Annotated in this window: 14 protein-coding genes; 8 read left to right on the plus strand and 6 right to left on the minus strand. The window is 71.2% G+C overall.

Annotation, left to right across the window (positions count from 1 at the left end; genetic code table 11):
• Window positions 1-30: 30 nt before the first annotated feature.
• Both ACT4N7_RS13115 and ACT4N7_RS13120 read right to left on the minus strand, forming a co-directional pair.
• On the minus strand, window positions 31-2,208 hold the full coding sequence (locus ACT4N7_RS13115) for a DUF6049 family protein (RefSeq protein WP_444828967.1): 2,178 nt from the start codon (window positions 2,206-2,208) through the stop codon (window positions 31-33).
• Window positions 2,205-2,780: an NUDIX hydrolase gene (locus ACT4N7_RS13120; RefSeq protein ID WP_444828968.1), complete on the minus strand. Its 576-nt coding sequence runs from the start codon at window positions 2,778-2,780 to the stop codon at window positions 2,205-2,207. Before ACT4N7_RS13120 ends, ACT4N7_RS13115 begins: the two co-directional genes overlap by 4 nt.
• Here ACT4N7_RS13120 and ACT4N7_RS13125 point away from each other — a divergent pair.
• Complete coding sequence (locus ACT4N7_RS13125) at window positions 2,779-4,359, plus strand: CCA tRNA nucleotidyltransferase (RefSeq protein ID WP_444828969.1); 1,581 nt, start codon at window positions 2,779-2,781, stop codon at window positions 4,357-4,359. The two genes, ACT4N7_RS13120 and ACT4N7_RS13125, sit on opposite strands and share 2 nt — an antisense overlap.
• Here ACT4N7_RS13125 and ACT4N7_RS13130 read toward each other — a convergent pair.
• A complete protein-coding gene (locus ACT4N7_RS13130; RefSeq protein ID WP_444828970.1) occupies window positions 4,279-5,568 on the minus strand; it encodes an MFS transporter in 1,290 nt (429 codons plus the stop codon). The genes ACT4N7_RS13125 and ACT4N7_RS13130 overlap by 81 nt on opposite strands.
• A gap of 377 nt (window positions 5,569-5,945) precedes the next feature.
• Between ACT4N7_RS13130 and ACT4N7_RS13135 the strand changes: the two genes are divergently transcribed.
• Window positions 5,946-6,527 (plus strand): YqgE/AlgH family protein, encoded by a 582-nt coding sequence (locus ACT4N7_RS13135; RefSeq protein WP_444828971.1) that lies wholly within the window; start codon window positions 5,946-5,948, stop codon window positions 6,525-6,527.
• A gap of 9 nt (window positions 6,528-6,536) precedes the next feature.
• Here the strand turns inward: ACT4N7_RS13135 and ACT4N7_RS13140 are convergent, their stop codons facing one another.
• A complete protein-coding gene (locus tag ACT4N7_RS13140) occupies window positions 6,537-6,950 on the minus strand; it encodes an SdpI family protein (RefSeq protein ID WP_444828972.1) in 414 nt (137 codons plus the stop codon).
• A 67-nt stretch (window positions 6,951-7,017) separates the two neighbouring features.
• Between ACT4N7_RS13140 and ACT4N7_RS13145 the strand changes: the two genes are divergently transcribed.
• Window positions 7,018-8,136: an esterase-like activity of phytase family protein gene (locus ACT4N7_RS13145; protein ID WP_444828973.1), complete on the plus strand. Its 1,119-nt coding sequence runs from the start codon at window positions 7,018-7,020 to the stop codon at window positions 8,134-8,136.
• 179 nt (window positions 8,137-8,315) lie between these two features.
• The gene (gene leuS, locus ACT4N7_RS13150) at window positions 8,316-11,081 is read left to right on the plus strand and encodes a leucine--tRNA ligase (protein WP_444828974.1); all 2,766 of its coding nucleotides are present in this window, start codon (window positions 8,316-8,318) and stop codon (window positions 11,079-11,081) included.
• Window positions 11,082-11,112: 31 nt separating this feature from the next.
• Here the strand turns inward: leuS and ACT4N7_RS13155 are convergent, their stop codons facing one another.
• Complete coding sequence (locus tag ACT4N7_RS13155) at window positions 11,113-11,841, minus strand: TetR/AcrR family transcriptional regulator (protein WP_444828975.1); 729 nt, start codon at window positions 11,839-11,841, stop codon at window positions 11,113-11,115.
• A 135-nt stretch (window positions 11,842-11,976) separates the two neighbouring features.
• Between ACT4N7_RS13155 and ACT4N7_RS13160 the strand changes: the two genes are divergently transcribed.
• Window positions 11,977-14,130 (plus strand): MMPL family transporter, encoded by a 2,154-nt coding sequence (locus ACT4N7_RS13160; RefSeq protein WP_444828976.1) that lies wholly within the window; start codon window positions 11,977-11,979, stop codon window positions 14,128-14,130.
• Between the two features lie 422 nt (window positions 14,131-14,552).
• Window positions 14,553-15,410: a ribokinase gene (locus ACT4N7_RS13165; RefSeq protein ID WP_444828977.1), complete on the plus strand. Its 858-nt coding sequence runs from the start codon at window positions 14,553-14,555 to the stop codon at window positions 15,408-15,410.
• Here ACT4N7_RS13165 and ACT4N7_RS13170 read toward each other — a convergent pair.
• Entirely contained in the window at window positions 15,400-16,146 is a 747-nt protein-coding gene (locus tag ACT4N7_RS13170; RefSeq protein WP_444828978.1) for a MerR family transcriptional regulator, read from the minus strand. The genes ACT4N7_RS13165 and ACT4N7_RS13170 overlap by 11 nt on opposite strands.
• 186 nt (window positions 16,147-16,332) lie before the next feature.
• Here ACT4N7_RS13170 and ACT4N7_RS13175 point away from each other — a divergent pair, with 186 nt between their 5' ends.
• Entirely contained in the window at window positions 16,333-16,758 is a 426-nt protein-coding gene (locus ACT4N7_RS13175; protein ID WP_444828979.1) for a carboxymuconolactone decarboxylase family protein, read from the plus strand.
• 63 nt (window positions 16,759-16,821) lie between these two features.
• Window positions 16,822-17,091, plus strand: a complete 270-nt coding sequence (locus ACT4N7_RS13180; protein WP_444828980.1) for an acyl carrier protein — start codon at window positions 16,822-16,824, stop codon at window positions 17,089-17,091.
• Window positions 17,092-17,093 lie beyond the last annotated feature (2 nt).

The following is a 17,093-nucleotide window of genomic DNA, read 5'->3' on the forward strand; positions in this document are numbered from 1 at the left end:
CCGTCCTCGCTCTACTCGCTGACCGGGGTTCTAGAGGTCCTGGAGGCCACTGCCTTCCGCGGCGGCGTTGGCGGTCCGCGCCGCCCGCACCCTGCGGAACAGCCGCAGGCCCACGAGCAGCACCAACGCCCCCGCGGCCGTGCCGGTGACCACGATGGTGATGCTGCCGTAAGAGGTGGAGTTGAGTTCCACCCGGGAGGTCCCGCCGAGGGCCGTGCCGTTCTCGGTGGTGAGGTAGACGTCCACGGTGAACCGGCCCGCCCGGGTGACCTTCGTGGGCAGATAGCGGTTGATGCCGAGCCGCGCGGGGATCTTGACGAAGATCGTCTCCTCCGGCCGCAGCCCGGGCGTGTCGCCCAGGTTGATCCGGGCGAGCACGGACACGGGCAGCGCGTTGGTGATGTAGACCGGGATCGGGCTGTCCGACGAGGCGAGCGTGAGCGGTCTGCCCGGGTCGTTGACGGTGACCTGCGAGAGCAGCGCGGCGAGCTGGTCGGAGACGGCGCGCGCGGCGTCCGCGGCCGCCTCGGGCCGGTCGCGCCAGCCGGTGGAGGTGGCCCGGATCAGGCCGAGTTGCAGTGGCGCGACCAGCACGGCCGGGTCGACCTGGACGGTGTCGTCCTCGGTGAACACGTTCTTGATCAGCTCGCGCTGGACGGCGTTGATCCGGGCGACCTCCGCGGTGACCGGCGCGGGGATCTCCGCGCCGCTGTCCTGCGCGTTGTAGTCCAGCCCGGACGCGGTGCCCTGGTCGGCGCCCTCGACCAGGGACGGCAGGCTCAGCGGCCGTACGTAGCCCTGGGCGGTGAGCTGTTGGACCGTCCGCAGGAACATCGTCAGCTCGTCCATGGACGCCGACCAGCGTCGCGGCGGGGCGACGAGCACGGGCTGGCCGGGCGCGGCCTGGAAGGCGCCCCGGAACACCAGGGTGGCCAGCCCGTTCTGCGCAGGCGCTGTCTTGAACCCGGCGAGGCCGACCTCGGCGCGCGGCGCCAGCGAGGACGCGACCAGTTCGTCGTAGGGGATGGCGCGCAGCGCGTTGCCGCCGAGGGTGTACGGCGCCGCGCCCGTTGTCCGCTGCAGCCTGGTGGCGTCGGCGAGCACGGTGGTGCGCCGGGCGCTCGACAGGTCGGCGAGGGTGCGCTGGTCGAGGGTGCCGCCCGCGGGCCAGACCACGCCGGGCAGCGGCTTGACCCCGAGCACCTCCTCCACCTGCGACGACGCCGACATCGCGAGGGTCTGCAGGTCGACGGTGTCGGACCGGGACAGCGCGACCAGGTCGGCGTCGGCGAACGGCAGCGCGACGACGCACTGGCCGCGGGTCAGTTCGCGCACCCGGGACAGCCACAGCTCGGCGGTGCCCGAGCCCCGGCCGTCGACCACGCCGCTGCCGGTGCGGACCTGGTAGCCGGAGATCATCGCCTGCACGGTGCCGATGAGGTCGGGGTCGATGGCGAAGCACAGCGAGCGGAGCAGCGTCGGGTCGGCCGCCGCCGCCGACTGTACGGCGCTGACCAGCGTGAACAGCCTGCCGCCGGTGCCCAAGGATGCGGTGAGGCCGTCGTCGGAGAAGATCGTCGGCCCGCCGTCCGGCCGGGTCTCGATCCGGCGCGGCTGGTCGTCCACGAGCGGCCAGAGCAGCCCGAGCCGGGACGGGTCGGCAGGAGGGGGCACCGCGCCCCCGCCGGACACCGACAGCACGGGCAGCAGCAGGCTCAGCGCGCCGACGCGCTCGGTGCGGCCGAAGTCGGGCACGCCGTTGATGTTCACCGCGATGGGGTAGACGCCCGGCTTGTCGACGCGCAGCGCGCCGCGCTCACCGCCGAGCGGCACCGTCAGCGCGAAGTCGGCGGTCTGGCCGGGCTCCAGCACCCCCGTGATGTCCTGGAACGCCGAACTGGCGGTCGGGCGGCTCGCCGCGGAGGTCTCCTGCGGCTCGGCGAGTGCCTGGCGCAGCTTGGGTTCGGTGTCGAGGACGTCGCCGCGCTGGAGCCGGACTTCGAGCCGCTCGACCTTGCGGTCACCCGTGTTGGTGATTTTGCCGGACACCGTGACGGTCTGCGCGGACGCGTCGACCACGCGCGGCGACACCCGGTCCAGCTCGACGCGCATCCGGCTGCTCGGCTGCTGTGCCGCCGCCGGGGCGCCGAGCAGGACCAGGCCCGCGGCCAGCGCGGTGAATCCCGCGCGGCGCAGTCGAGAGATCACGGAGTGTCTCCAGTCATCGAGTCAGCCTCGTCCGACTTCGGATAGCTGCCGCTTCTCACTGGATCGGGTGACAGCGGTTGCTCGGAGAGTAGTTGTCTGGCTTTGCGGACCAACCGCCGCTCGTCGGCGTACGCCAGCCTGGTCTCCAACTCGTCGAGCGCCACCCAGGCGACCTCGGTGACCTCCAGGTCGGCGTCGGACAGCTCGTAGGAGTGCGCGACCAGCAGGAAGTGGTGGACCGTCTTGTGGATGCGCTTGGTGCCGTCGGCGATGAACCAGTAGTCGATCGTGCCGAGCGGGCGCACCACCTCGCTGTCGATCCCGGTCTCTTCGGCGACCTCGCGCACGGCCGTCTGCGCCGCGGTCTCGCCGGGCTCGATGTGGCCCTTGGGCAGCGACCAGAGCAGCCTGCCGCGCCGGTCGAGCCGCCCGATGAGCGCCACCCTGTCGGTCTGCACGTCGACCACGAGCCCGCCCGCGGAGGTCTCGTCGACGGTCGTCAGCTTGCGGGTGCGGCGCCGAAACCGGCGCCCGGACCGGGCACCTCGGGACCTGCCGGACGACGTGGGCATGTCCGCGATGGTAGTGCGATCGGCGCAATCGGGACGGGCGTCGGACGAGCCTGTGGATGGCCGGCTACGCTGGTTCACCGTGTCCAGAACGTCGGCTGCCCAGAACGCTGTGGTGGAACTGTTGCGCGTGTCCCCTGTCGCGGATGACCTTGCCGACCGGTTCGGCAAGGCCGGTCACCGCCTCTACCTGGTCGGCGGCAGCGTCCGCGACGCGATGCTGGGCAGGCTCGGCAACGATCTCGACTTCACCACCGACGCCCGCCCCGAGCAGATCATGCGGATCGTCACCGGCTGGGCGGAGGCGATCTGGGACACCGGCATCGCCTTCGGCACGGTCGGCGCGACCAAGCACGGCAACACGTGCGAGATCACCACCTTCCGCGCCGACGCCTACGACCGCGTGTCGCGCAATCCCGAGGTCCAGTTCGGCTACTCCATCGAGGCCGACCTGGTTCGCCGCGACTTCACGGTCAACGCGATGGCCATCGACTTGTCGACAAAGCTCTTCATCGACCCGCACGACGGCCTGTCCGCGCTGGCCGAGCGCAGGCTCGACACCCCCGCGACCCCGCAGGAGTCGTTTGCCGACGACCCCCTGCGGATGCTGCGCGCCGCCCGGTTCGTCAGCCAGCTCGGCTTCACCCCGGCGCCGCGCGTGCTCGAAGCCCTGGCGTCGATGAACGCGGAGATCACCCGGATCACCCCGGAGCGGGTGCAGGCCGAGCTGTCCAAGCTGCTCTGCGGCGCACACGCGCGCACGGGCGTCGAGCTGCTGGTCGACAGCGGGCTCGCCGACCACGTGCTGCCCGAGCTGCCCGCGATGCGCCTGGAGATCGACGAGCACCACCAGCACAAGGACGTCTACGAGCACTCCCTGGTCGTGCTCGACCAGGCGATCGCGCTGGAAGAGCCGGGCACCGCGCCCGACCTCGTGCTGCGGCTTGCCGCGCTGCTGCACGACATCGGCAAGCCGGACACCCGCAGGCTCATCCCGGGCGGCGGCGTGAGCTTCCACCACCACGAGGTGGTCGGCGCCAAGATGGTCCGCAAGCGGATGAAGGCGCTGCGGTACGCCAAGGACATCACCGAGGACGTCGCCAAGCTGGTGTTCCTGCACCTGCGGTTCCACGGCTACGGCAAGGGCGAGTGGACCGACTCGGCCGTGCGCCGCTACGTCACCGACGCCGACGACCTGCTCCCCCGGCTGCACAAGCTCGTCCGCGCCGACTGCACCACCCGCAACCGGCGCAAGGCCGCCGCGCTGCAGCGCACCTACGACGACCTGGAGACCCGGATCGCGCGGATCGCGGCCGACGAGGACCTCGCGCGGGTGCGCCCGGACCTCGACGGCAACGAGATCATGCGGCTGCTCGACCTGCCGCCCGGCCCGCTCGTCGGCCAGGCGTGGAACCACCTCAAGGAGCTCCGGCTCGACCACGGCCCGATGGCGCACGACGAGGCCGTCGCCGCGCTGCGCTCGTGGGCGCGCTCGCGCGGCCTAGGACCTGCGGGTGACCACGACGAAGCCTGCCAGTCCGGCGAGGTAGCAGACCCCGGCGGCGGCCACGAGCCCGCGTGAGGCCCCGTCGGGCGTGACCACCAGCGCGCCGAGTGCGACGGACACCACCTGGGCGACGTTGAACAGCGTGTCGTAGAGCGCGAACACCCGGCCGCGCACCTCGTCGCCGATGTCGCGCTGCACGGCCGCGTCCACGCACAGCTTCACGATCTGCCCCGCGAACGAGATCAGCAGCGCGGCGGCGAGCGTGGTGGGCATGGTCATCGGCAGGCCGAGGCCGACGATGGCGACCGCGCCCAGCACCAGCGCCGCACACATCGTCCGACGCCTGCCGAAGTGCGCGACGATCCGGGCCGTGGTCAGCCCGGCGATCAGGATGCCGAGGCCGAACAGGCCCGCCACCTGGCCGAGTCCGCCCAGGCCCGCGTCGAACCGGAACCGCATGAGCAGCACGGTGAGCAGCAGCGCGATGCCGAACGCGGCCCGGTGGGCCAGCAGCGCGACGAACCCGGCGAGCACGCTGGGGGTGCGGATCGCGGCCCGGCCGCCGTCGAACAGGCCGCGGGCGATCGCGATCACGGTCTGCGGGGGTTCATCGACTTCGTCCGGGCCGAGCGCCCCGCGGGCGAAGCGGACCGCGAACCAGGCCGCCGCGACTGAGCCCAGCACGGCCACCGCGGTGGTCAGCCCCGAGCCGACGTCGTCCTGGCCGAACAGCGCCCGCAGCCCGACCGCGCACCCGGCCCCGGTCACCGCGACGACCGCGCCGAACGTCGTGGCCAGCGCGTTCGCCTCCACGAGAGTGCGCACGGGCACGACGTGCGGCAGCGCGGCCGAGAGCCCGGAGCCGACGAACCGGCTGATCCCGATGACCACCAGCGCCAACACGAACAGCGTGGTCCCAGCCGAGCCCAGCGTGACCGTCATCGCGGCGACGATGATCAGGGCGCCACGCAACAGGTTGGCCGCGACGAGCACGCGGCGGCGGTCCCAGCGGTCGAGCAGCGCCCCCGCGAACGGCCCGACCAGGGAGTACGGCAACAAGAGCGCGGTGAAACCAGCCGCGATGGCCAGCGGGTCGGCCTGGCGCTCGGGGTTGAACAGCACGGCGCCCGCGAGCCCGGCCTGGAACAACCCGTCGCCCCACTGCGCGGCGAAGCGGCTGTAGAGCAGGCGCCGGAACCCGGGGATCGCGAGCAGCGTGCGCGCGCCGACCCGGGCGTGATGGGGCTCGGCGTGCGCACTCGCGGTGTCCGCGGACGTGCTCACAGCGGCTCAGCCTACGGGGCGGACACAAAGGAATGGGCGGCCCCGCACTGGGGACCGCCCATCCAGCCGACACCCGGTCGCCTCACGGCGAGTGGCACGACGTGGCTCCAGCCGAACGGTATTCCACGAAGGCGTTTCTGATTGAGCCCGGGGGACACGGTGGTGCCGACCGTCTCCTCAACGTGCGGCCGACCGATGTTGTTCCCGGACCCGGCTGGCTGGCGGGTGCGGCAACTGTTGGGGACGCCGCTGCTGGTCGCGGCGCTCAGCTTGCTCGACGGGTCGATGTCTTGGTCGCTGCACGGTGGGTCTCCGGCTGGAGCTTGTTTTGCGGACCTGGCTGGTTGCCTGCCGGGCGGGGTGGTCGTGATGGGATCATGTTGGGTGTGCCGCCTGATGTAGCCGTCGAGCCGGGGACGCTGCTGGTCGCGGCGCCCAGCCTGCTCGACACCAATTTCCGTCGCACGGTCGTCTACGTGATCGACCACCGCGGCGAAGGCACGCTGGGGGTCGTGCTCAACCGGCCGAGCGATATCCCCGTCGAAGAGGTGCTCCCCATCTGGGGCAGGCACGTCACCCAGCCCGGTGCGGTGTTCGTCGGCGGGCCGGTCGAACAGAAGACCGCCCTGTGTCTCGCCGCGATGCGCACGGGCGAGCGGGTCGACGGCGTCACCGGTCTGATCGCCGTCCGTGGCCCGGTCGCCCTGGTCGACCTCGACGCCGACCCGGACATCCTCGTCCCCAAGTTCCGCGGCATGCGCGTCTTCGCGGGCTACGCGGGCTGGGACGTCGGCCAACTGGCAGGCGAGATAGAACGCGGCGACTGGATAGTGGTCCCCGCCTTACCCGACGACGTTCTTGCGCCCGCCGAGGAAGACCTGTGGGGTCGGGTACTGCGCCGCCAGGGTATGCCGCTGGCCCTTCTGGCCACCCACCCAGGCGACGTGAAGCAGAACTAGCGGCGTGCGTCAGGTCTTGGCTCGGGTGAGTGCGTCGCAGCCGCCGCATTGGCAGCCCGCGCAGCCTGCCGGGAGGGCGGGCGCGGGCTCCGGGACGACTGCGGCGGCGCGGTTGCCCAGTACGCCTGCGCCGAGGGTCACCGTGAGCAGGCCGACCAGCGCGATCACGGACACGGTCAGCAGTCCGGCCGTTGTCGGCAGTAGGTAGGCGGCGCCGCCGCCGAGGATGCCGATGAGGCCTGCGACCATCGTCGGCAGTCCGGCGACCTTGTTCCCCACCCGGAACGCCTCGTCGTTGCGCAGCGTCGCCGGGGTGCGGACGCCGCCGACGCGGTTGCGGGGCAGGCGCTCGGTCAGGCCGAGGAAGCCGACAACGAACAGCGGTAGACCGGCCAGCAGGGGCGCGAGCGGCACGAGGTTCACCATTCGATGGTAAGAGGTCGCATCGGGGGTCTCGTCGTGGACACCCTGCTGTGGTTGGCTGCGCGACATGTCCCGCCGCATGCTCGCCGCGCTGTGCGCTGCTGTTGTCACCGCAGGCCTGTTGGCCGCCCCCGCCGCCGCCGGCCCGACGAGGGTGCGGTTGCTGGGTGAGCGGGTGGTGCCCTTCGGGCTTACCTACCAAGGCACGACCGTCGGCGGGCTGTCCGGCATCGACCGCGACCCGCGCTCCGGTGGCTACGTGCTGATCAGCGACGACCGCTCGGACCGCCAGCCCGCCCGGTTCTACACCGCGCGCATCGACGTCTCCGCCGACGGCCTTGGCGCGGTCGAGTTCACCGGTACCCATGCGCTGCGCAGGCCGGATGGCACCACCTACCCGCCGCTGTCGGCGACCGATGGCACCACCATCGACCCCGAGGACATCCGCGTCGACCCGTGGACCGGTGACTACACGTGGGTCCAGGAGGGCGAGCGCGGCGCGACGGTGCTGATCGACCCATCGATTCGGACCGCCGAGCGGGACGGGGCCTTCGTGCGCGAGTTGCCGCTCCCGGCGAATCTGCGGATGACCGCCGACCGGGGACCGCGCCAGAACCTCGCCTTCGAGGGGCTGACCTACGCCGCCGCGGGCACGCTGGTGGTCGGCGCCGTCGAGGGGCCGCTGCTGCAGGACGGGCCGACCGCGACCACCGAGCGCGGCGTGCTGTCGCGGATCACGGTGCAGACCCGACGCGGCTCGCGGCTCGCGCAGTTCGCCTATCCGCAGGAGCCGATCTTCAGCGCGCCGACGCCGCCCGGTGCGTTCTCCACCACCGGGGTCGTCGCGATCCTGGCGGTGAACCCGCTCGACCCGACCAGGTACCTGGTGATGGAGCGCGCGTTCGTGACCGGCGCGGGCAACAAGGTGCGGATCTTCGAGATCGACACCTCGGGCGCCACGAACGTGGCCGCGCGCGACCTCGCGGGCGCGATCGACGTCAAGCCGGTGCGCAAGCGGTTCGTCGCCGATATGGCAGACCTCGGACTGTCCACTGTGGACAACATCGAGGGGATGACCTGGGGGCCGACGCTGCGGACCGGTGAGCGCACGCTGCTGCTGGTCAGCGATGACAACTTCGCCGCGACGCAGGTCACCCAGGTGGTGGCACTGGCCGTGCGAATGTAGCAGCGGACAACCCGGTGGACACGGTGCGCTATCCTCATCCCATGAGTTGGGCCCGCCTGCTTCTTAGTTGGCCGCGCTAACCGGCAACGGCTGGTAAGCGCGGCAACCCCTCATGCCCTCGACGGGCTGGGGGGTTTTCGCTTTCTCAAGGTGGGTGGACCCGTGTGGAAGGAAACCGAATGAGTGCCCCCGTCGAATCGGTGCCGAACTACCGCTACACGGCCGAACTGGCCGGGCGGATCGAGCTGCGCTGGCAGGAGTATTGGGAGCAGCACGGCACCTTCCACGCGCCGAACCCGGTCGGGCCGCTGGCCGGGCCGGTGCCGCGGGACAAGCTGTTCGTGCAGGACATGTTCCCGTACCCGTCCGGCGCGGGCCTGCATGTCGGGCACCCGCTGGGCTACATCGGCACTGACGTCTTCGCCCGGTACCACCGGATGACCGGCCGCAACGTGCTGCACACCATGGGCTTCGACGCGTTCGGCCTGCCCGCCGAGCAGCACGCCGTGCAGTCCGGGCAGCACCCGCGCAAGACCACCGAGGACAACATTCGGACCTACCTGGGCCAGATCCGCAGGCTGGGCCTGGGCCACGACGAGCGCCGCCGGATCTCCACCATCGACCCGGAGTACTACCGCTGGACGCAGTGGATCTTCCTGCGCATCTTCAACTCGTGGTACGACGAGCGGGCGGGCCGGGCGCGGCCGATCGCCGAGCTGGAAGCCGAGTTCGCGCAGGGCAAGCGCGATACCCCGGACAAGCGCGGCTGGTGCGAGCTGACCCGCGCCGAGCAGCACGCCGCGCTGAACTCCCACCGCCTGGTGTACCTGTCCGACGCGCCGGTGAACTGGGTTCCCGGGTTGGGCACGGTGATCTCGAACGAGGAGGTCACCGCCGACGGCCGCAGCGAGCGCGGGAACTTTCCCGTGTACCGCAAGAACCTGCGCCAGTGGATGATGCGGATCACCGCCTACGCCGACCGCCTGATCGACGACCTGGACCGGCTGGACTGGCCGGACAAGGTCAAGGCGATGCAGCGCAACTGGATCGGCCGCTCGCACGGCGCCCGGGTGAGCTTCCCGGTCGGCGACAACGCGATCGAGGTCTTCACCACCCGGCCCGACACGCTGTTCGGCGCGACGTACATGGTGCTGGCGCCCGAACACCCGCTGGTCGACGTGATCACCACGCCCGCGCAGGCCGACGCCGTCGCGGACTACCGGCGCACCGCGTCCATGAAGTCCGACCTGGACCGCCAGGAGAACAAGGAGAAGACCGGCGTCCGCACCGGGGCGCACGCGGTGAACCCGGTCAACGGCGAGGAAATCCCGGTCTACGTGGCGGACTACGTGCTGATGGGCTACGGCACGGGCGCGATCATGGCGGTGCCCGGCCAGGACCAGCGCGACTGGGACTTCGCGACCAAGTTCGGCCTGCCGATCATCCGCACCGTGGCGCCGGGCGAGGGTTTCGACGGCGAGGCGTACACCGGCGAGGGCCCGGCGGTGAACTCCGGGTTCCTGGACGGCATGGCCATCGACGAGGCCAAGAAGACGATCATCGGTTGGCTGGAGGAGCGCGGCCATGGCCGCGGCACCATCCAGTACAAGCTGCGCGACTGGCTGTTCTCCCGCCAGCGCTACTGGGGCGAACCGTTCCCGATCGTCTACGACGCCGACGGCACGCCTACCGCGCTGCCGGAGAGCATGCTGCCGATCGAGCTGCCCGAGGTGGACGACTACTCCCCCAAGACCTACGCCCCCGAGGACGCCGACACCGTGCCCTCGCCGCCGCTGTCCCGGGCGACCGACTGGGTGGAGGTCGAGCTGGACCTGGGCGACGGGAAGCAGACCTACCGCCGCGACACCAACACCATGCCCAACTGGGCGGGTTCGTGCTGGTACCAACTGCGCTACGTCGACCCGGTCGACAGCGAGCGCTTCTGCGAGCCGGAGAACGAGCGCTACTGGCTGGGTCCGCAGCGCGACGGCGACCCGGGCGGCGTCGACCTGTACGTCGGCGGCGTCGAGCACGCCGTGCTGCACCTGCTGTACTCGCGGTTCTGGCAGAAGGTGCTGTTCGACCTGGGCCACGTCAGCGCCGAGGAGCCCTACCGGCGGCTGTTCAACCAGGGCTATATCCAGGCGTACGCCTACCGTGACGAGCGCGGCACGCCCGTCGACGCTGCCAAGGTCGTGGAGCGCGACGGCAAGTACTTCTTCGACGGCCGCGAGGTCAAGCAGGAGTACGGGAAGATGGGCAAGAGCCTGCGCAACGTCGTGACGCCGGAGGAGATGTGCGCGGCCTACGGGGCGGACACCTTTCGGATGTACGAGATGTCGATGGGTCCGTTGGACGTCTCCCGGCCGTGGGCGACCAAGGACGTCGTCGGCGCGCACCGGTTCCTGCAGCGCCTGTGGCGCAACCTGGTCGACGAGGAGACCGGCGAGCTGCGGGTCAGCGAGGACGCGCCCGACGAGGAGACACTGCGCGCGCTGCACAAGGCCATCGCGGGCGTGCACGAGGACTACGCGAACCTGCGCTACAACACCGCGGGCGCGAAGCTGATCGAGCTGAACAACCACGTCACCAAGAAGTTCACCGCGGGCGCGCCCCGCGTGGTGGCCGAGGCGATGGTGCAGTTGCTGGCCCCGCTGTGCCCGCACGTGGCCGAGGAGCTGTGGTCGAAGCTGGGCGCCACCGAGTCGCTGGCGCACGGCCCGTTCCCGACCGCCGACGAGCGCTACCTGGTCGAGGACTCCGTCGAGTACCCGATCCAGGTCAACGGCAAGGTCCGCGGCCGGGTCACGGTGGCCGCGACGGCGAGCCAGGACGAGGTCAAGGCCGCGGCGCTGGCCGAGGAGAAGGTCGCCGCCCTGGTCGACGGCGCGACCCCGCGCAAGGTCATCGTGGTTCCGGGCAGGCTGGTCAACATCGTGCTGTGAGGCGGGCGCGCAGCACTGAGGCGGTGGCCGGTCAGCAGAGGCCGATCTCGCCCGCGAGGTCGAGCAGCATCGTCTCGAACAGCCCCTCGGCGTCGGTCACCTGGAACGGGAACTGGCCGAACACCTCCAGCGTCACCTGTCCGTAGAGCCGCACCCAGAACTGCAGCATCACGTACGCGGTGCCGATGCTGAGCCGGTCCACGGGCATGTCGACGCCGGTCTGCGCGATGGTCGCGAGCAGTTCCGTGCGGAACTGGGCCAGGTCGGCGTGCAGCGATTCCGGGATGTCGCGGTCGGGTGGCGTGGTGAGCTGTCCGGCGGCGAGCACGCGCGCCGCGACGCCGAGGAAGATCCGGCCGAAGGAGTCCTGCGCGATCGTGGTGTCGTCGCTGGAGCAGTACGCGTTCGCCTCGGGTGAGGCGAAGACCAGGATGAACTCCTGCGGGTGGGCCAGCGCCCAGCGGCGGAATCCCCGGCAGATCGCCAACACCTGCTCGATGTGGTCCGCGGGCACTCTGTCGAGGTCGCCCGCCAGTTCGGCGGCCAGGTCGGCGCACACGTCGTTGCGCAGGTGTTCGAGCAGGTCTTCGCGCGAGGCGTAGTAGCGGTAGAGCGCGGGCGCGGTGATGCCCACTTCCCGGGCGATCGCCCGAAGGGTGACGGCTTGCGGCCCGTCGCTCACCAGGAGTGTTCGAGCGTGGCGGCGGATCTCCCGATCCGTGTCCGCTCGGCCACGTTCGCGTCGTGTGGCCTGCGTCATTACTCTCCTCACGTTCTTGTGAACGGCGTTAACTAGTCGTACTCTACCGGCAAGTGAACGGTGTTTATTCAGTTTCCCGTGTTCACAGACCGTAGCCGTAGTCGGTGGGAACCACCACCGCTAGGAGGAGAGCCAGTGTTCGCATCATGGGGTTCGGCGGTACACCGCAGACGTTGGGTGGTGCTGGTCGCGACGCTCTTGGTCACCGTCGCGGGCGGCTTATGGGGCCTCGGCGTGTTCGACAAGCTCACCCAGGGCGGCTACGACGACCCGGGCAGCGAGTCGGCGCAGGTCGCCAGGATCATCGAGGAGCAGCTCGGGCAGCGGTCGGCCGACGTGGTCGTGCTCTACACCGCTCCCGCAGGCGGGACGGTTGACGACCCGGCGTTCGCCCAGCGGGTGACAGCCGCGCTGAACGGCCTGCCCGCGGACCGGATCGCCCAGCGCGTCGACTACTGGAGCACGGGTCAACCCGCCCTCGCCACGCCCGACAAGCGGATGGCCCTGGCCACCATCACCCTCGCGGGCGACGATCGCGACGCCCAGCAGAGCGCCTTCACGGCGATCGAGAAGTTGCTGCCGGTGGACGGCGTGCAGACCCAGATCGGCGGTCGGGCGTCGACCGAGCAGGCGATAACCCAGCGGTCCACCGACGACCTCGCGGTCGCGGAGGCCATCTCGCTGCCGGTCACCCTGATCCTGCTCGTGGTCATCTTCGGCAGCCTCGTCGCCGCGTCGCTGCCGGTGCTCATCGGCGGGCTGTCGATCATCGGCTCGCTCGGCGTGCTGCGGCTGCTCAGCCTCGGCCTGGAGATCAACAACTTCGCGGTCAACGTCGCGATCCTGCTCGGCCTCGGTATGGCCATCGACTACGGCCTGTTCATCGTCGGCCGGTACCGCGAGGAGCTGGCGGGCGGTGCCGAGCCCGCCGACGCCGTGCGCCGCACGGTCGCCACCGCGGGCCGGACCGTCGCCTTCTCGGCAACGCTGCTGGTGATCGCGCTGTCCGGGCTGCTGGTGTTCCCCATGGACTTCCTCAAGTCCATGGCCTACGGCGGCATGGCGGCCGTCGCGATCGCCGCCACCCTCTCGCTCACCCTGCTGCCCGCGCTGCTCGGCATCCTGGGCCACCGCGTGGACAAGCTGGCCCTACCCAAGTGGCGGCGCCGGTCCGGCGGCGAGTCGAAGCTGCTCGGCCGCATCGCCGACGCGGTGATGCGCCGCCCGACCTGGTTCGTCGCGCCGATCGTCGGCGTGCTGATCCTGCTCGCGCTGCCCCTCGGCGACGTCCGGTTCGGCGGCGCCGACGTCACCCAGCTCCCGCCCGGCGACCCGAGCCGGGTCACCGCCGAGGCGATCACGGCGAACTTCCCCGCGGCGGGCACCAACATCGCGCAGATCGTGCTGCGCGGCACCGACGGCGCCGCGCCCGAGCAGACCGCCGTGCGGGACTTCACCGCCGCGGCGAGCCGGGTGCCCGGCGTGCTCGGCGTGTCGCCGACCGGTGCGGGCGGCGACATCGTCACCCTGACCGCGCCGCTCGCGGGCGACGCCAACTCGCAGCAGGCGCGCGACGCCATCGACGGGCTGCGCGCGGTGCCCGCGGCGGGCGAGGTGTTCGTCGGCGGGTACCCCGCGCTGGTCGCGGACAGCGTCGAGTCGATCGTCGAGCGGGTGCCGTGGATGGTGGCGATCCTCGTCGGCGCCACGCTGCTGCTGATGTTCCTGGCGTTCGGCTCGGTGCTGCTGCCGATCAAGGCCGTGGTGGTGAGCGCGCTGAGCCTGTCGGCGACGTTCGGCGTGCTGGTGTTCGTCTTCCAGCAGGGCCACGGCGCGGGCTTCCTCGACGTGACACCGCAGCCGATCCAGGCCGGGATGATGGTGCTGATCGGCGCCGTGGTGTTCGGGCTGTCCACCGACTACGAGACGTTCCTGCTGTCCCGGATGGTCGAGGCGCGGCACTCCGGTCTGTCCACTCGGGACGCCATCCGGGCCGGTCTGGTGCGCACCGGCCGGATGATCACCGCCGCCGCGCTGCTGCTCGGCGTGGTGACCGGCGCGTTCGGGCTGTCCGCGCTGGCCAGCATGCGGTTCATCGGGCTGGGCATGATCGTTGCCCTGCTGCTCGACGCCACCGTCGTGCGGATGCTGCTGGTGCCCGCGGTGCTGCGGCTGCTGGGCGACGCCACCTGGTGGGCACCGGGCCCGCTGCGCAGGCTGCAGGAACGGGCCGGGCTCTCGGAAGTGGAGAAGCCCGCGGACAAGCGGGAACTGGAGCCTGTCGGCTGAGGTACAGGGCCACCGGCGCCGATCGCTCGGGGGGCTACGCGACCGGCGCCGGTGACACTGCTCACCGGCCGTGGCCCCCTGGCCCCGACCGGCGCCCGAAGCGGACCGAAGCCCGCGCCGGGGTCTAGCCACGAACACCTTTCGCAGGTGCGCGCAGATCAAGTGACGCACATTGTCGCACTCTGGCTCCGTTCGACTACCCATTCGTTCACACTTGCGCACGTTCGCTATTGGCAACGACCTCTGACCAGTGCGGCGACCACGAACGTTCACCGCGTTCGTCAGGCCCACGACGCGGCTGACGGCACCGCAGAAAGACCAAGTACGTCCAGTACGAGCGTCTTTCCCGCGGCACCGCCAGCCACGCCGTGGACCGGCCGACCACGGCAAACGTTCGCGGCCACCGCACTAGGGTCGATGCCGTGGACAGCGCGGTGGTGGTGGTCGGGTCGGCGAACGCGGACCTCGTGGTGGCGCTCCCCCGACGGCCGCTGGGCGGGGAGACGGTGCTCGGATCGGACGTCCGGGTGCTCCCCGGCGGCAAGGGCGCCAACACCGCCGTGGCCGCGGGCAGGTTGGGCGCGGCCGTGTCGTTCGTCGGCGCCGTCGGCCGCGACGGGTACGGCGACCTGCTGCTCGACGCGCTGCGCGCGGCGGGCGTCGACACCGGCCGAGTCCGCCGCGTCGACCGGCCCACCGGGATCGCCTACATCACCGTGACCCCGGACGGCGAGAACTCGATCGTCGTCTCCCCGGGCGCCAACCAGGCCCTGACCTGCGCGGACGTCGTGCTCGGGACCGCGCGGGTGCTGGTGGCGTCGCTGGAGGTCCCGGTGCCGGTGGTCGAGCACGCCGTGGCACTGGCGGCGGCCGCGGGCGTGCGGCCGGTGGTGAACCTGTCCCCGGTCGCGGACCTGTCGGTGGCGACCCTGGCGGTGCTGGACCCGCTGGTGGTGAACGAGCACGAGGCCGCCGCGCTCGGCGCGAACGACCACCGGGCGCTGCTCGACCTCGGCCCGCGCACCGCCGTCGTCACCCTCGGCGCCCGCGGCGCCGCCGTGGTCACCCCGGGTGGAGTCGAGCGGATCGACACCCCCAGGGTCGATCCGGTGGACACCACGGGCGCTGGCGACGCGTTCACCGGGGCCCTCGCCGCGGGCCTGGCGGCGGGCGACGATCTGCTGACCGCCGCCCGCCGAGCCGTCCGCGTCGCCGCGATCTCGGTCACCCGGCCGGGTGCCCAGCCGTCCTACCCGACGGCCGCCGAACTCACGGGGTGAGCGCGGCCTTCGCCCGGGAGACGTACTCCCACAGCTCCGCGCCCAGACCGGTGTCGTACTGCTGGTTCAGCGCGTCGCCCTGCTCGGTCCAGAGGGTGGACAGGGAATCGGAGATGCCCTGGTTGCCGCCCGTGAACGCCTCGACCAGCTCGAACCAGCGCACCGTCAGCGCGCGCACCTCCGGGTCGTCGACCGGCGTGCCTGCCTGCTGGTGCGCGGTCATCGCCGCGATCACCTCCGGCCACGCCTGCTCGACCGCCTTGATGGCGTCCTCGCCGAGCTCCTCGCGCCGCTTGGCCAGGTAGTCCAACTGCTCGGGGGTGTAGTAGCTCTCGATCATCTGCATCGCCTCCAGTAGCCGCAGCACCTCGCCGTCGTCGGCGGCGGTGTTCATCCGTTCGAGCAGGGACCGCACCTGGGCGCGCAGGTCGCGCATTCGGCGCACCTCGGTGTCCAGATGCGCGAGCTGGGTCGCCAGCACGTGCTTGAGCGCGTCGCGGTCGCCGGGGTCGGCCAGCGTCTCCGCGATGGCCTCCAACCCCAGCCCGAGCGACCGCAGCGCCCGAACCCGGTACAGCCTGCGCACGTCGGCGCCGGTGTAGCGGCGGTGCCCGGCGTAGGTCCGCTCACTGGGCTCGACCAGCCCGATCTCGTCGTAGTGGTGCAGCGTCCGCACGGTCAGCCCGGTCGCCCTGGCCAACTCGCCGACGCTCCAGCGCCGCTCGTCCCCGCTCATGCCGATGACGCTAGGACCTCACGCCGCGTCAGGTTCAACCCCGAAAATCTGAGTCCGCCGAATGTCGGTGATCTGCGTCGTACTCACGGGCTAGGGGCTTGCGGCGCGCGCGTCCCATCGGGGATGGTGCTCGGATCGCGCTGACAAGATCATTCCCATCGGGGTCGGGCGACATCAGGAGGAACCATGGCCGCGCACCTGTCGCTGCGCCGCGAGGCGACCGAGCTCTTCGACCTGGTGTACGCCTTCGAGGCGAAGGTCTCTCAGCTAGCCGGCGACCTGGTGCTCACCGAACTCGTCCGGCTGCACGTCTCCCAGCTCAACGGCTGCGGGTTCTGCATCAGGATGCACCGCCGCGACGGCGCCAAGGCAGGCGCCACCGAGGAGCAGCTCGACGCGCTGCCCGCGTGGCGGGACGCCGACTGCTTCGACGCGCGGCAGAAAGCCGCGCTCGGGTTCGCGGAGACCCTGACCGCGCTGCCGAACCCGGCTGCCCACGAAGCCCTGGCCACCGTGCGGGAGTCGTTCAGCGACACCGAGATCGCCCACCTGGTCGTCGTCATCGGATCCATCAATTCCTGGAATCGGATGATGATCGCATCCGGTGTTTGAACCGTCATCTTCCATCGTGCGTAAGAGCCGAAGAACACCCAGAGAATCCAGAGAGGAACACCCGTGACCGACCCGGTCCGTACCTTCATCACGCAGACCGTGCGTGATGTCATGAACCTCCCGGTCGACGAGGCCGGACTGAGCGACAGCACGCTGCTCGGCCCCGGTGGACTCGACTTCGAGTCGCTGGCCTTCGCCGAACTCGCCGTGCACGCCGAGCGCGAGTTCGGCATGCAGATCCCGGACGAGGACTTCGAGCAGATCGTGCAGTTCACCGTCGGCCAGTTAGCCGGGTATCTCGAAGCCAGGCTCGCGGGCGCCGAGGCGGGCTGACC

This window comes from Actinokineospora sp. (genome assembly GCF_052390155.1).
Taxonomy (GTDB): domain Bacteria; phylum Actinomycetota; class Actinomycetes; order Mycobacteriales; family Pseudonocardiaceae; genus Actinokineospora.